The 14,626-nt window shown below is 42.9% G+C and carries 11 protein-coding genes; all 11 read left to right on the top strand.

The window, feature by feature from the left end:
* The first annotated feature begins 23 nt into the window (after nucleotides 1–23).
* The 11 genes from Q4600_RS15970 to Q4600_RS16020 all read left to right on the top strand — a co-directional run bounded on the left by Q4600_RS15970 (nucleotide 24) and on the right by Q4600_RS16020 (nucleotide 14,490).
* A complete protein-coding gene (locus tag Q4600_RS15970) occupies nucleotides 24–1,697 on the top strand; it encodes a 4Fe-4S binding protein (RefSeq protein ID WP_303517110.1) in 1,674 nt (557 codons plus the stop codon).
* A gap of 10 nt (nucleotides 1,698–1,707) precedes the next feature.
* Complete coding sequence (locus tag Q4600_RS15975; RefSeq protein WP_102527584.1) at nucleotides 1,708–2,397, top strand: molecular chaperone; 690 nt, start codon at nucleotides 1,708–1,710, stop codon at nucleotides 2,395–2,397.
* 138 nt (nucleotides 2,398–2,535) lie between these two features.
* Nucleotides 2,536–2,736 carry a twin-arginine translocation signal domain-containing protein gene (locus Q4600_RS15980; RefSeq protein ID WP_102527585.1) on the top strand — a complete coding sequence of 67 codons (201 nt, stop codon included), beginning with the start codon at nucleotides 2,536–2,538 and terminating at the stop codon, nucleotides 2,734–2,736.
* Nucleotides 2,737–2,753: 17 nt separating this feature from the next.
* The gene (locus Q4600_RS15985) at nucleotides 2,754–5,603 is read left to right on the top strand and encodes a formate dehydrogenase subunit alpha (RefSeq protein WP_102527586.1); all 2,850 of its coding nucleotides are present in this window, start codon (nucleotides 2,754–2,756) and stop codon (nucleotides 5,601–5,603) included.
* Between the two features lie 26 nt (nucleotides 5,604–5,629).
* Nucleotides 5,630–6,226 carry a formate dehydrogenase FDH3 subunit beta gene (fdh3B, locus tag Q4600_RS15990; RefSeq protein ID WP_102527587.1) on the top strand — a complete coding sequence of 199 codons (597 nt, stop codon included), beginning with the start codon at nucleotides 5,630–5,632 and terminating at the stop codon, nucleotides 6,224–6,226.
* Nucleotides 6,227–6,276: 50 nt separating this feature from the next.
* Complete coding sequence (locus Q4600_RS15995) at nucleotides 6,277–7,287, top strand: formate dehydrogenase subunit gamma (protein WP_102527588.1); 1,011 nt, start codon at nucleotides 6,277–6,279, stop codon at nucleotides 7,285–7,287.
* Between the two features lie 822 nt (nucleotides 7,288–8,109).
* Nucleotides 8,110–8,307 carry a twin-arginine translocation signal domain-containing protein gene (locus Q4600_RS16000; protein ID WP_102527589.1) on the top strand — a complete coding sequence of 66 codons (198 nt, stop codon included), beginning with the start codon at nucleotides 8,110–8,112 and terminating at the stop codon, nucleotides 8,305–8,307.
* A 17-nt stretch (nucleotides 8,308–8,324) separates the two neighbouring features.
* A complete protein-coding gene (locus Q4600_RS16005; RefSeq protein ID WP_102527590.1) occupies nucleotides 8,325–11,180 on the top strand; it encodes a molybdopterin-dependent oxidoreductase in 2,856 nt (951 codons plus the stop codon).
* 28 nt (nucleotides 11,181–11,208) lie between these two features.
* Nucleotides 11,209–11,778, top strand: coding sequence for a formate dehydrogenase FDH3 subunit beta (gene fdh3B, locus Q4600_RS16010; RefSeq protein ID WP_102527591.1), 570 nt, complete (start codon nucleotides 11,209–11,211; stop codon nucleotides 11,776–11,778).
* A gap of 74 nt (nucleotides 11,779–11,852) precedes the next feature.
* Nucleotides 11,853–12,842 (top strand): formate dehydrogenase subunit gamma, encoded by a 990-nt coding sequence (locus Q4600_RS16015; RefSeq protein ID WP_102527592.1) that lies wholly within the window; start codon nucleotides 11,853–11,855, stop codon nucleotides 12,840–12,842.
* Between the two features lie 310 nt (nucleotides 12,843–13,152).
* Nucleotides 13,153–14,490: a coproporphyrinogen III oxidase family protein gene (locus tag Q4600_RS16020; RefSeq protein WP_102527593.1), complete on the top strand. Its 1,338-nt coding sequence runs from the start codon at nucleotides 13,153–13,155 to the stop codon at nucleotides 14,488–14,490.
* Nucleotides 14,491–14,626: the final 136 nt, after the last annotated feature.

Genomic DNA, 14,626 nt, shown 5'->3' on the forward strand with positions numbered 1-14,626 from the left:
TGAAAACTGTTCAGGAACGCAATGTGAGCAATAGTCAAACCCCGCTTGAACTACAACAAGTTCGCCAGCAGGTATTAGCACAGACTCAAGTGATCCAAAACTTGATCCCACCAACAGTCAGTTATACGACTGAAGGCAATGTGTTAGTCATCGGCCCAGAAGATTTGGCTCGATTAGCTGCAGACAAACTGTCTACTATGGCCAATACCATAATTTTGGCTAACGAAGCCATTACTAGCCAAGATGAAGCGCATCTTGAAGCGGTAATGAATGCTGCTGTGAATAGTGAAAGCTATTACAACAAACTTATCTCTGTTAAAGGCTTTTTAGGCCAATTCCAAGTAACAGTAGAAAGTGACGGACAAGACAGTAAAGCAGCTGAATTAAGCTTAGTCGCCATCCGTAAGCCGCATTTTGATATCGTTTTAGATTTGAGCATGGAGCCATGTTTAAACCTTGAAATGCTGCCACCGGGTTACTTTTACGTCGGCCAAGATGCTGAAAAACTCGCTGATGCATTAGAGCAAATTCCAGACCTTGTTGGTGAGTTTGATAAGCCACGCTATGTGAAAGTGAACAGTGATATCTGTGCACATAACCGTAATGGCGTTAATGGCTGTAACCGTTGTTTGAATTTCTGTCCTGCAGATGCGATTAGCAGTATCGAGCAGAAAATTGAAATCGATCCATACCTTTGTCATGGTGCTGGCAGTTGTACCAATGCTTGCCCAACTGGTGCAATCGCATTTGATTTACCAACGCCACAAGCACTTCATAGTTACATTCAAAAGTTAATTAGCCGCTACCTTGAGCAAGCTCAAGCTGCACCTGTCATTTTATTCCATGACAGTGCCGTTGGTGCTGAATTAATTACTGCAGATTTGGTCGGTGACATTATTCCGGTTGAACTGGAAGAAATTACCGTTGCCAGTATTGATCATTGGATGTCAGCGTTAGCTTGGGGCGCACGTCAGGTATTAATTTTAAATACAGATGCAACTGCACCGACATTGACGCAAATGTTGAACGGTGAATTGTCGCTGGCGAATACTATTTTAGATGAAATGGGTCAGCCGCAACGTATTAGTTTAATTGATACAGAGACCTTAGCGTCACTTAATGACAAATTGGCTATAAGTTTAGATTGGCCATTAACTGTGCCAGCAGCTTTCACGCAAACAACCAAGCGTGAAACATTATATGCAGCTATTGATCACCTTAATCAACAAGCTGCAGCAAGTGACACCTGTATTGCTATTCACAATGTGCCTTACGGTAAAGTCGAAGTTAATCAAGACAAATGTACTTTATGTATGTCTTGTGTGGCGACTTGCCCTACTCAAGCATTGACTGATGGCGGTGATAAACCTGCACTACATTTTGTTGAACAAGACTGTGTTCAGTGTGGTTTATGTGAAAGCTCTTGTCCTGAGAATGTGATTACGATTACTTCGCAAGTCAACTTAGACCAAGCGTCACGTCAGCAGCGCCAAACCTTAAAAGAAGAACCTCCATTTGAATGTATTCGCTGTGGTACAGCGTTTGCAACTCAATCAATGGTTCATCGCATGATTGATATGATTGGAGGTCACTCAGCATTTAACGCCAATATTGAGCGTTTAAAAATGTGTGGTGATTGCCGCGTAAAAGATATGTTTGAAGACATTCTTGAAGACCCTGAGAAGCAACTTCGATAAGAGACCCGATATGACCGAATTAGTTAGAGAAATTTCAGAAAACGATCAGCTACGGGCAGATATTTACCAAATATTAGCAGCCTTATTACGCCGTGAGCCAAGTGCTGAACTGCTAGCGTTTTTAGCTGAGCTTGAAATCGATGCTGAAGAAGAAAATGACATGACAGCGGCTTGGGCTGCATTGAAAGTTGCTGCAACTCAGTACACCGAAAAAGAACTCGAAGAAGAATACTTCAACATTTTTTACGGTGTTGGTCGTGGTGAAGTATTGCCTTATGCAAGTTGGTTTATGACAGGTTCATTGATGGATAAGCCTTTGGCTTTATTGCGTCAAGACCTACTGCAACTGGGTTTTGCACGCGAAGATGAAGTGAAAGAGCCTGAAGATCATGTTGCTGCATTATGTGAAGTGATGGGGACTCTGATTTTAGAAGCACCCGGTTACCGTCAGTTAGCGTTTTACCAACGCCATATTGGCAGCTGGATAGCTCGTTTTTGTGACACATTAGAAAAAACACCTAGTGCTGCATTTTACGCTCCAGTTGCATTACTAGCTAAAGCATTTTTTGAAGTAGAAGCAAATGAATTTGAGCAATTAAGCTTAGATATCCCTGTGAACTGCCCAGGCAGTGAAGCAGAAGCTTCTGCATCAGAATCTGCAGAAAAAATTGAACCTTCAACCAATGAATTGGCATCTTAATTAGCCTACATTGTTGTTGGTACAAAGATTTATGCCACTGAATGTAAATTCAGTGGCATAGACCGAAACGGGAGGTTACTCCCACTCAATCTAGGGTGTATTTACCCTTTTATTTTAAGCGTTTATTAAGGAGAGACTATGAAGAAGCAAGCTTCCGACATGGGTCGTCGTCAAATGCTAAAAGCATTGGCTGTCGGCAGTGCCGCTGGCGCAGTTGCTACTGTTAGCGGACAAGCTCTAGCTGCCTCACCAGAAGCCACACCAGTTGTGGGTAAAAGTGATGGTTATAGAGAAACAAGCCATGTACGTAGTTACTACGACACGTTACGTAGTAAGTAATTTAAGGAGAATATGTGATGCGATTAACCCGCAAAACAGAGACAGTTGAAGTGGCAGATAAGCCTGCACTTGGACTGAATCGTCGCCAATTTTTAAAGTCAGCAACATTCGCAACAGGTGGTATCGCCGCTGCATCAATGCTTGGTGCTGGAATGATGCGTAAAGCAGAAGCTAAAGACGTACCACATGATGCACCAACTGAAGTAAAACGTACTATTTGTTCTCACTGTTCAGTGGGCTGTGGTATTTACGCTGAAGTACAAAATGGTGTGTGGACAGGTCAAGAACCTGCATTCGATCACCCATTTAACGCTGGTGGTCACTGTGCTAAAGGTGCTGCACTACGTGAGCACGGCCATGGTGAAAAACGTCTTAAGTACCCAATGAAGCTGGAAGGCGGAAAGTGGAAGAAACTTTCTTGGGAACAAGCGATTGAAGAAGTAGGTCAAAAAGCTCTCGACATTCGTCAAGAGTCAGGCCCTGATTCAGTGTTCTTCATGGGTAGTGCTAAATTCTCAAACGAACAAGCTTATATGTACCGCAAATTAGCGGCAATGTGGGGCACGAACAACGTCGACCACTCTGCACGTATTTGTCACTCTACCACTGTAGCCGGTGTTGCAAACACTTGGGGTTACGGTGCGCAAACGAACTCATTTAATGACATTCGTAAATCGAAAGCGATGATGTTTATCGGTTCGAACCCTTGTGAAGCTCACCCAGTTTCAATGCAACACATCCTTGAAGGTAAAGAGCGCGGCGCGAAAATTATCGTAGTCGACCCTCGTTTCACCCGAACTGCAGCTAAGTCTGACGAGTTCGTGCATATTCGTCCTGGTACGGATATTCCTTACATTTATGGTTTGTTGTGGCACATTTTTGAAAACGGCTGGGAAGACCAAACTTTCATCGACCAACGTGTATACGGTATGGAACGTATCCGTGAGGAAGTGAAGAAGTGGAACCCTGCGGAAGTTGAAAATGTTGCTGGTGTACCAGAAAAGCAAATGCATCGCGTGGCTAAATTACTCGCAGAGACTAAGCCTGGTACTGTGGTTTGGTGTATGGGTGGTACTCAGCATCACGTCGGTAATGCGAACACTCGTGCATACTGTATCCTCCAATTAGCCCTTGGTAACATGGGTGTTGAAGGTGGTGGTACTAACATTTTCCGTGGTCATGATAACGTTCAAGGTGCAACTGACTTTGGCTTATTGTTCGATACATTACCTGGTTACTACGGCCTGAAAACGGGTTCTTGGAAGCATTGGTGTAATGTATGGGATCTTGATTTCGATTGGGTTAAAAGCCGTTTCGACCAAGCTCAACATTTAGGCCAAGACCCAATGACTTCAACGGGTATCCCATGTTCACGTTGGCATGATGGTGTACTTGAAGACAAATCTAAGATTGCTCAGAACGACAACATCCGTATGTCATTCTTCTGGGGTCAATCAGTTAACACTGAAACTCGTGGCCGTGAAGTGCGTGAAGCATTGAACAAAATGGACACAGTAGTTGTTGTGGATCCTTTCCCAACAATGGCAGGTGTCATGCACGAACGTACTGATGGTGTGTATTTACTGCCAGCAGCGACACAGTTTGAAACTTACGGTTCTGTATCGGCTTCAAACCGTTCACTACAGTGGCGTACACAGGTTATCGATCCTTTATTTGAGTCAAAAGCTGACCACATTATTATGTACAAGCTGGCGAAAAAATGGGGCATCGAAGCTGAATTCTGTAAGCATATTAAAGTGAATGGCGATGAGCCATTAATCGAAGATATGACGCGCGAGTTCAACAAAGGTATGTGGACTATTGGTTACACAGGCCAAAGCCCTGAGCGTTTGAAAATGCACCAAGAAAACTGGGGCACTTTCGATATTGAAAGCTTAGAAGCACCAGGTGGTCCAGCTAAAGGTGAGACTTATGGTTTACCTTGGCCTTGTTGGGGCACACCAGAAAACAAACATCCAGGTACACAAATTCTGTACCGTACTGGACGTGAAGTTAAGTATGGTGGTGGTAACTTCCGTGCACGTTACGGTGTAGAGCATGAAGGTAACAACATTCTTGCTGAAGGTTCTTACTCTAAAGGCAGTGAAATTCAAGACGGTTATCCTGAATTTACTGCAGACATGCTTAAACAGCTTGGCTGGTGGGATGATTTAACCGCTGAAGAAAAAGTTCATGCTGAAGGGAAAAACTGGAAAACAGATATTTCTGGTGGTATCCAACGTGTTGCGATTAATCACGGTTGTATCCCTTACGGTAACGCGAAAGCGCGTGTTATTGTTTGGAACTTCCCAGATGATATCCCAATCCATCGCGAGCCATTATATACCCCTCGTCGTGACTTAGTGTCTAAGTACCCAACCTACGAAGATCGTATGGTTGCACGTCTTCCTACTCTGTATAAGTCTATTCAAGATAAAGACTTTGCAAAAGACTTCCCATTAGCAGTAACGACGGGTCGTTTAGTTGAGTATGAAGGTGGTGGTGAAGAAACGCGCTCAAATCCATGGCTTGCAGAATTACAGCAAGAAATGTTTATTGAGATTAACCCTGCTGATGCAGCAGATCGCGGCTTACGTGATGGTGATGACGTATTCGTTCACAGTCCAGAAGGCGCTAAAATCACAGTTAAAGCAATGGTGACTCCACGAGTCATTGCTGGTGAATGTTTCATGCCATACCACTTCGCAGGTGTTTTCGAAGGCAAGAGCCTAGAGAAAAACTACCCAGAAGGCACGGTTCCTTATGTTATTGGTGAAGCTGCCAATACAGTAATGACCTATGGTTATGACGTTGTGACTCAGATGCAAGAGACGAAGTCTAGCTTGTGTCAGATCAGCAAAGCCTAATTAACTTGATGAGGAGATAAGCCACTATGGCAGTCATGAAATTTTTGTGTGACACAAAACGCTGCATCGAGTGTAACGGTTGCGTCACAGCTTGTAAGAACGAAAACGATTCCGCTCTAGAGTGGGGTATTCAACGTCGTCGCGTGGTTACTATCAATGATGGTGAACCAGGCGAAGCATCAATTTCAGTTGCATGTATGCACTGTACAGATGCACCTTGTATGGCCGTTTGTCCGGCGGATTGTTTTTATCAAACCGACGACGGCATTGTACTGCATGATAAAGATACTTGTATCGGTTGTGGTTACTGTTTCTATGCTTGTCCTTTCGGTGCACCTCAGTTCCCGAAAAAGACAGCATTTGGCAGTCGCGGCAAAATGGATAAGTGTACTTTCTGTGCCGGTGGCCCAGAAGAGAACCATTCAGAAGCCGAGCGTCAGAAGTATGGTGCAAACCGTATTGCTGAAGGTAAATTACCTATGTGTGCAGAGCTTTGTTCAACCAAAGCATTGTTAGCTGGTGATGCAGATATCGTATCGACTATTTACCGCGAACGTATGGCGAAACGTGGTAACCCGGATGCAATTTGGGGTTACGACCCTAAAACGGGTGATATGGTTTAGGCAGAGCAAAAGGTTACGGGCTTTTGTCCGTAACCAAGCAAGGAGTGACAATGTTAAACAAACAGTTAAACAAATCACTGCGTAGCTTGTTTGCTCTGTTGGTTCTGGTGATGGGGTTGGGTTTTTCAACCACAACCTTAGCAGCAGATGAACAATCAAGTAAGCAGCAGGCAGCGAAAGATAACCCAGCTGAATTATGGCGGGCTGTAAAAGGCGGTGAAACTGGTCGCACTACAGCACAAGGCATTGAACCTGGAGTATTAATCAATGTTGGTGGCAATGAAGGTAGAATTATTAGGGATGACTATATTACCCCTGCAGTAGCGTTAGCGCTTGTAGGTGTATTTGGTGCATTTTTAGTGTTCTATTTTGTCAATGGCCCAGCAAAATTAACCAAAGGTTTTTCAGGCAAGATGGTTGAACGATGGTCTAAAGCAGATATTTTACTGCATTGGATTATGGCAATTGCTTGTTTAATCTTAATGCTGACGGGTTTGATGATCATATTAGGTAAATTTGCTATTCAACCTTATGTGAGTGCCAGCATTTGGGCCGGGGTCATTGCTTTCAGTAAGTTTGTGCATGATTGGACAGGTCCTGTTTTCATCGTATCTTGGTTGGTATGTATTGTTAAATGGATGCCACTACAAACCATTAAAATGTACGATTTAAAATGGTTCCTTGTGGTCGGTGGTTACATCAACTTTGGTCCATTCAAAGGAAAGCATCCAGACAGTGGCTTTGCCAATGCTGGTGAAAAGATGTGGTTTTGGACCTTAGTATTCTTTGGTCTATTTATCAGCGTATCAGGCATGATGTTAGTGCTTCCTGGCTTAGATTTACCGCGAGAAGCTTCAATGCTTGCGTTACTTGTTCATGGTGTTAGTGCTGCAATTTTAATTGCATTCACGATAGTACACATTTGGATGGCAACAGCATTAAGTGAAGGTGGTATGGAATCGATGGTTTCAGGTTATTGTGATGAGAACTGGGCAATCCAGCATCACAATCTTTGGTACGATGAAATCAAAGCTAACGGTACCTTGAAATACCAAGAGTAATTGAACTAAGCCAATAAGGCTAAAGCAGTGAAAAACACCTCAACCGAGCTAATCTCGTTGGGGTGTTTTTATTGGTAGAGGTTTTATTTTTGTAAAGACGCTATGGAAAAATGTTGTTTATGTATTATCTAACTACCAGTCTAATTTCCCAGCTTACATTTAAAAATTACTTCAAGCTAACCCGAGTTTGAAGGTCATTCAAAGTGCCTCGATTTTGGGGCTGATTGTTTGTCTTTTGGTGTGTCTTTTGGTTCTGTCATTATCCCTTTAATTGCCCCTTTAACTGTCACTCAATTTAAGCATTGTTCGTAGAATCATTTTGCGTAAGAAGTCACTTGATTGTTAATGAGTCGATAAGTATTTATTTAGGCCGTTACTTGGGCATCGTTAATAGCTAAGAGTACTATCTCCGTTAGTTTTAAGTCATAAATGCTATAAGTGAATAATAAGGATTCTCAATAACAAGGATAGCTTATCAACTATCTAACTGCATGAGATGTTAAGGTTTTTAACAAATGTAGCTTTGCGGATTAAGCTGCAGATTTGTTCATTTCAAAAGCAAACCTTTCTAAAATATGACCCAGTTAACGCTTTGTTGATTCCATCGCTTTTTTTGGAATGTGAACTGGTGCTAGATCAATTTTTTTCGACCACTCTCCCTATATATTAGCGGCGTAAAATTTTTAACATTATTCATTTAGAAGTGTTTTTACCTTTTGGATTCACTTTCATTAACTTGTTGTTAACAACAGGTTTTGAGGAATCGAGAAGGCCTATTAGGGCATCAACCGATGAGTTGGTGTGATTTAACCGGGAGTAAAGATGAAGAAGCAACAGCCTGATCTGAACCGCAGATCTTTGCTGAAAGCCATCACCGTAGGTAGCGCTGCTACTGCAGCAATTGCTGTTTCAGGTGTGAGTGTGGCCCAAGCAACCGAGAGTAACGTTAGCAGCAAAAATGCTAAAGGTTACAAAGAAACTGCGCATATTCGTAGCTACTACGATAGCTTACGCGGCTAATTCAGGAGAAATAAGCGATGAAGTTAACTCGCAAGTCTACCGCAGCACCTAAAGCTGCATCAAAGTCGCTCGGTATTAACCGTCGTCAATTTATGAAGAATGCAGGTATTGCAACAGGTGGTATCGCCGCTGCTTCATTAATGGGCACTGGTATGATGCGTAGAGCTGAAGCGCATGATGTACCGCATGATGCACCAACTGAAATCAAACGTACTGTATGTTCTGCATGTGCTGTTGGTTGTGGTTTATACGCTGAAGTACAAAATGGTGTGTGGACAGGTCAAGAACCTGCATTCGATCATCCATTTAACGCTGGTGGTCACTGTGCAAAAGGTGCTGCTATCCGTGAACATGGTCATGGCGAAAAGCGTCTTAAATACCCAATGAAATTGGTTGACGGCAAGTGGAAGAAACTATCTTGGGAGCAGGCTTACAACGAAGTCGGCGACAAGATGATGGATATCCGTGAAGAATCAGGTCCTGATTCAGTTTACTTTATGGGTAGTGCTAAGTTCTCGAACGAAGGCTGCTACATGTACCGTAAATTTGCGGCAATGTGGGGCACGAACAACGTCGATCACTCTGCTCGTATTTGTCACTCTACCACGGTAGCCGGTGTTGCTAACACTTGGGGCTACGGTGCGCAAACTAACTCTTTCAATGATATCCAGAATGCAAATGCAATCTTCTTCATCGGTGCAAACCCGGCTGAAGCGCATCCAGTTGCAATGCAGCATATCCTTATTGCTAAAGAGAAAAACAACGCAAAAATTATTGTTGTTGACCCACGTTTCTCACGTACTGCTGCACACTCTGATCTTCATTGTGCACTACGTCCAGGTACGGATATCCCTTTCATCTACGGTATGCTTTGGCACATCTTTGAAAACGGTTGGGAAGACAAAACGTTCATCAAAGAACGTGTTTTCGAAATGGAATCAATTCTCGAAGAAGTGAAGAAGTTCCCACCGAAAGAAGTTGCAGACATCACTGGTTGTAGCGAAGAAGAAGTTTACCAAGCTGCGAAAATGATGGCAGATAACCGTCCAGGTACTGTTGTTTGGTGTATGGGTGGTACTCAGCATCACGTAGGTAACGCGAATACACGTGCTTACTGTATCCTTCAATTAGCACTGGGTAACATGGGTGTTTCTGGTGGCGGTACTAACATTTTCCGTGGTCACGATAACGTTCAAGGCGCGACTGATTTAGGTTTGTTATTCGATAACTTACCTGGTTACTACGGCTTAACTTCTGGCGCATGGGATCACTGGACAAACGTGTGGGACATCGAGCTAGACTGGGTGAAAAACCGTTTCGACCAAAATGAATACCTTGGTCGCGTACCAATGAATACTCCCGGTATTCCTTGTTCACGCTGGCATGACGGTGTTTTAGAAACACCTGAAAAATTAGCACAAAAAGACCGTGTACGCATGGGCTTCTTCTGGGGTCAATCAGTTAACACTGAAACGCGTCAAGATGATGTTCGTGACGCACTAGACAAGATGGACACGGTAGTTGTTGTGGATCCATTCCCAACAATGGCTGGTGTAATGCATCGTCGTCAAAACGGCGTTTACTTGCTACCAGCTTGTACTCAGTTCGAAACTGAAGGTTCAGTATCTAACTCTGGTCGTTCACAACAATGGCGTGAAAAAGTTGTTGAGCCATTATTCGAATCAAAAACTGACCTTGAGATTATGTACCGTTTATCTCAAAAGCTTGGTTTTGCAGACGAGTACACTAAGCGTATCGCTAAAGATGCCAATGACGTGCTTGTTATCGAAGACATTACTCGCGAAATTAACCGCGGTATGTGGACCATTGGTATGTCAGGTCAAAGCCCTGAGCGTATCAAAGAGCACACCCAAAACTGGGGCACGTTCAGCAACAAGACACTTGAAGCTGCTGGCGGACCTGCTAAAGGCGAAACTTACGGTTTACCTTGGCCTTGTTGGGGAACTCCTGAGCAGAAGCATCCAGGTACTCAAATTCTTTATAACACAAGCAAGCATGTTCTTGATGGTGGTGGTAATTTCCGTGCACGTTACGGTACCGAATACCAAGGTAAGAACTTGTTAGCTGAAGGCAGCTTCTCTAAAGGTGCTGAAATCACTGACGGTTACCCAGAGTTCACTGCAGACATGCTTAAACAGCTTGGCTGGTTTGACGAGCTAACTGCTGAAGAAAAAGTTCATGCAGAAGGTAAAAACTGGAAAACTGATATCTCAGGTGGTATCCAACGCGTTGCAATGAAGCACGGCTGTATCCCTTACGGTAATGCTAAAGCTCGTTGTATTGTTTGGACATTCCCTGACCAAGTACCTGTTCACCGTGAGCCGTTATACACGCCTCGTCGTGACTTAGTATCTAAGTACCCAACGTACGCAGATATGCAAGTACATCGTCTACCAACACTTTACAAGTCAATTCAAGACAATGACAACAGCGCTAAGTACCCATTAGCACTGACTTCTGGTCGTCTGGTTGAGTATGAAGGTGGTGGTGAAGAATCTCGTTCTAACCCTTGGCTTGCAGAGCTTCAACAAGAAATGTTTGTTGAAATTAACCCTGCTGATGCTGCTGACCGTGGTCTTCGTGACGGCGACACAGTGTGGTTAGAAGGTGCTGAAGGCGGACGTATTAAGATTAAGGCAATGGTTACTCCACGCGTTAAGCCTGGTGTTACTTGGATGCCTTACCACTTCGCTGGTGAGATGCATGGTGAGAGTCTTGAGGCTAATTACCCAGAAGGCACAGTACCTTACGTACTAGGTGAATCATGTAACACTGCATTGACCTACGGTTATGACCCTGTGACGCAAATGCAGGAAACCAAAGCATCGCTTTGTCAAATTGAAAAAGCGTAACTGCAGCTATAGCTAGGAGAATTGCCAAATGGCTACAATGAAATTTTTATGTGATACCAAGCGCTGCATTGAATGTAATGGTTGTGTCACAGCTTGTAAAAACGAAAACGACTCTGCTTTAGAGTGGGGTATCCAACGTCGTCGTGTTGTCACTATCAATGATGGTGTGCGCGGTGAAGCGTCAATCTCAGTTGCATGTATGCACTGTAGTGATGCACCTTGTATGGCAGTATGTCCTGCAGATTGTTTCTACAAAACAGAAGACGGCATCGTACTTCACGACAAAGATACTTGTATCGGTTGTGGTTACTGTTTATATGCATGTCCTTTCGGTGCTCCACAGTTCCCTCAGTCAGGCGCTTTCGGCAGCCGTGGCAAGATGGACAAGTGTACTTTCTGTGCTGGTGGCCCTGAAGAAGATCATTCACACGCTGAGCGTGAGAAGTACGGTGCTAACCGTGTCGCTGAAGGTAAACTTCCAATGTGTGCTGAGCTTTGTTCAACCAAAGCACTGCTTGCAGGTGATGCAGAAATCGTTTCTGCTATCTTCCGCGAGCGTGTTGCATACCGCGGAGCTAACAAAGGTGTTTGGGGTTAATCTCCAAGCGTGTTAGTCAGCTTAGCTATGATGCCTAGGGCAACCTAGGCATCGAATAGCATAGAGGATGTAATATGAACAAGTGGTTCAAACAAATTGGCGTTGTTATCGCACTGATGTTCAGTGTCATGACCTTCGCCCACGCAAGTGGAAATGTTGAAGAGTCTCTAACCGTTCAAGATGGCAATGCACAATTATGGGCACAGCTTAAAGACGGTGCTGAAGGACGTACGACTTCAACAAGTGAGTTCCATAAACAACCAATCAATACCTATGATTTACGTGTATTTGATTTGCGTAGTGACTGGCTTGCTCCTGCTTTAGCTTTATCGCTATTTGGCATGATCATCATTTTCGTACTGTTTATGAAAATTAACGGTATTTCGAAATTACACGGTGGTTTCACTGGTAAGATGGTATATCGCTGGTCTAAATTTGACGTATCAATTCACTGGCTAGGTGCGATTCCTTGCATGTTATTGATTTTGACAGGTTTAGTACTACTTGCTGGCCGTTACTTCCTTCAGCCATACATTGGTGAAGGTATGTGGGCTGGATTGGTAAATGCTTCTAAAGTTATCCATGATTACATGGCTATCCCATTCATGTTGGGTTGGGCGTTAATGGTAGTACTTTGGGCTAAAAACCAAATGCCAAAAATGTATGACATTAAATGGATGATGGTGGTTGGTGGTTACATTAACTTCGGTCCATTTAAAGGCAAGCACCCTGACGCTGGTTTTGCTAACGCAGGTGAAAAACTATGGTTCTGGGCATTTGCTCTATTCGGTCTAATCATCTCAGTATCAGGAATGTTATTACTGTTCCCGAACTTATTTGAACCAAGCCGTACCTTAAGTTTGATTGCACTAGTTACTCACTCAGTGAGCGCTATCGTAATCTGTGCTTTCTCTATCGTGCATATCTTCATGGCAACCGCTATGTCTGAAGGTGGTATGGATTGTATGGTGTCTGGCTACTGTGATGAGCAGTGGGCTAAACAGCATCACAACCTTTGGTATGATGAAATCAAAGAAAAAGGCGAGCTTAAATATAAAGACTAATTAGTCTCTATATTGAATCGTAAACACCCTCAATAGCTTTGCTTTGAGGGTGTTTTTGTATCTGAATTTTAACGTTCAAAATTACAACATAAAGCTTTGTTATATTTAACATACGGATAGTGTACATTAGGTATTGGTTATTTAATGAGTGCTAATCTGTGATCTCTATGGTAAAAATCAATTGAATCAGTTGTGATTACCTCCTAAGTTATAGATAGTTCACATAATGGTTACTCGATTGAGAGTACTCTGCTCAATCAGCAATCGTTTAGCATTGCGAGTATGTACATATTTTAAGATAGGAAGTGCTATGTCATCAATAATTAAGCCATCAGATAAAATTATCCAATCACCTTACCAGGCCAATATTACTACGCCAGATTGGATGATCAGTGCGATGGAAAAAGTGATGCAATTTTACGTTGACCGTAATTTGCGCTTAGATACTGTATCTGCAGAAATGATGCCGAACCCAGTGGAAGGCAAAAAGTATATGCTCTATGCGCACGTGCCTTTTTGTCATACCTTGTGTTCTTACTGTACTTTTCATCGCTTCTTATTTAATGAAGACAAGGCTCGTCGCTATTTCGTTTCTTTACGTAAAGAAATGGATATGGTTAAAAACCTCGGTTACGATTTCGAATCTATGTACATCGGTGGTGGCACCACAACAGTGCTTGAAGATGAACTTGCTCGCACTATTGAACATGCTAAAAAGCTGTTCCCAAGTATTAAAGAAGTGTCATGTGAATCAGATCCTCAACATTTAGACAGTGAAGGCTTTAAGCAATTAGAAGGCTTAGTCGATCGTATGTCTATTGGTGTACAGAGCTTTAACGATGACATTTTGACCATGACTGACCGTATTGAAAAGTTCGGCACTGGTCAGCAGACTTTTGACCGCATTATGGCGGCTAAAGAATTATTCCCAATTATTAATGTTGATTTGATTTTCGGTTTCCGTGGTCAAACCGATGAAGTTATCCAACATGATTTGGATATGGCTTCAAAATTAGACCCTCGCCAAATCACCACTTATCCATTGATGATTACCCATCAAACCCGTAAGAGTGTGAAAGGCAAGCTAGCCGCACCTCATGGCGACATGGCGCGTCAATACCGTCAAATTCTAAATAGCTTAAATGGCCAGTACACTCAACTTTCTGGTTGGGCTTTTGGTAAAGCCAATAATGAAGGCTTTGATGAATACGTTATCGATTTTGATGAATACTTAGGAGTCGGTTCTGGTTCATTTAGTTTCTTAGATGATACCTTATACGTGAACACTTTCTCGTTGAAGAAATACCAAGAACGTATTGCCAGTGGCAAGATGGGTGTTGAGCAACAAAAGCAATACGGCAAGAAAGAAGTGATGCAATACCGCTTCTTGCTAGGTATGTTCTCAGGCCGTTTGTCACGTAAATACTTCCGCGACACATTTGGTGTTAACTTAGATACCGCATTATTTAAAGAAATGGCTTCAATGAGAGCCATTGGTGCGATTAAGAATGACCCGAATGACCCAGACAACTTGATTTGGACTGATAACGGCAAAATGATGGGCTTGTTAATGATGAAAGAATTTTATTCAGGAATGGATAATGTTCGTGCGCAATTACGTAAACCATTACAAGCCGCTGATATGTAAGTATCTAACGTTTAAGAAATAAGTTAATGAAAGGCAGTGACCATAGTCACTGCCTTTTTTGTTATTTGCAGTATACTGAATTTGAATGCATCATCTCTATTCTCACCATTTTGTCATTTCTATCATAATGATGTTG

The organism is Shewanella sp. 2_MG-2023 (genome assembly GCF_030548905.1).
GTDB lineage: Bacteria > Pseudomonadota > Gammaproteobacteria > Enterobacterales > Shewanellaceae > Shewanella > Shewanella electrodiphila.

Coding starts and splice junctions, on each gene's coding strand:
- Q4600_RS15975 (WP_102527584.1), top strand. CDS start 1,708: ATGACCGAATTAGTTAGAGAAATTTCAGAAAACGATCAGCTACGGGCA.
- Q4600_RS15980 (WP_102527585.1), top strand. CDS start 2,536: ATGAAGAAGCAAGCTTCCGACATGGGTCGTCGTCAAATGCTAAAAGCA.
- Q4600_RS15985 (WP_102527586.1), top strand. CDS start 2,754: ATGCGATTAACCCGCAAAACAGAGACAGTTGAAGTGGCAGATAAGCCT.
- fdh3B (WP_102527587.1), top strand. CDS start 5,630: ATGGCAGTCATGAAATTTTTGTGTGACACAAAACGCTGCATCGAGTGT.
- Q4600_RS15995 (WP_102527588.1), top strand. CDS start 6,277: ATGTTAAACAAACAGTTAAACAAATCACTGCGTAGCTTGTTTGCTCTG.
- Q4600_RS16000 (WP_102527589.1), top strand. CDS start 8,110: ATGAAGAAGCAACAGCCTGATCTGAACCGCAGATCTTTGCTGAAAGCC.
- Q4600_RS16005 (WP_102527590.1), top strand. CDS start 8,325: ATGAAGTTAACTCGCAAGTCTACCGCAGCACCTAAAGCTGCATCAAAG.
- fdh3B (WP_102527591.1), top strand. CDS start 11,209: ATGGCTACAATGAAATTTTTATGTGATACCAAGCGCTGCATTGAATGT.
- Q4600_RS16015 (WP_102527592.1), top strand. CDS start 11,853: ATGAACAAGTGGTTCAAACAAATTGGCGTTGTTATCGCACTGATGTTC.
- Q4600_RS16020 (WP_102527593.1), top strand. CDS start 13,153: ATGTCATCAATAATTAAGCCATCAGATAAAATTATCCAATCACCTTAC.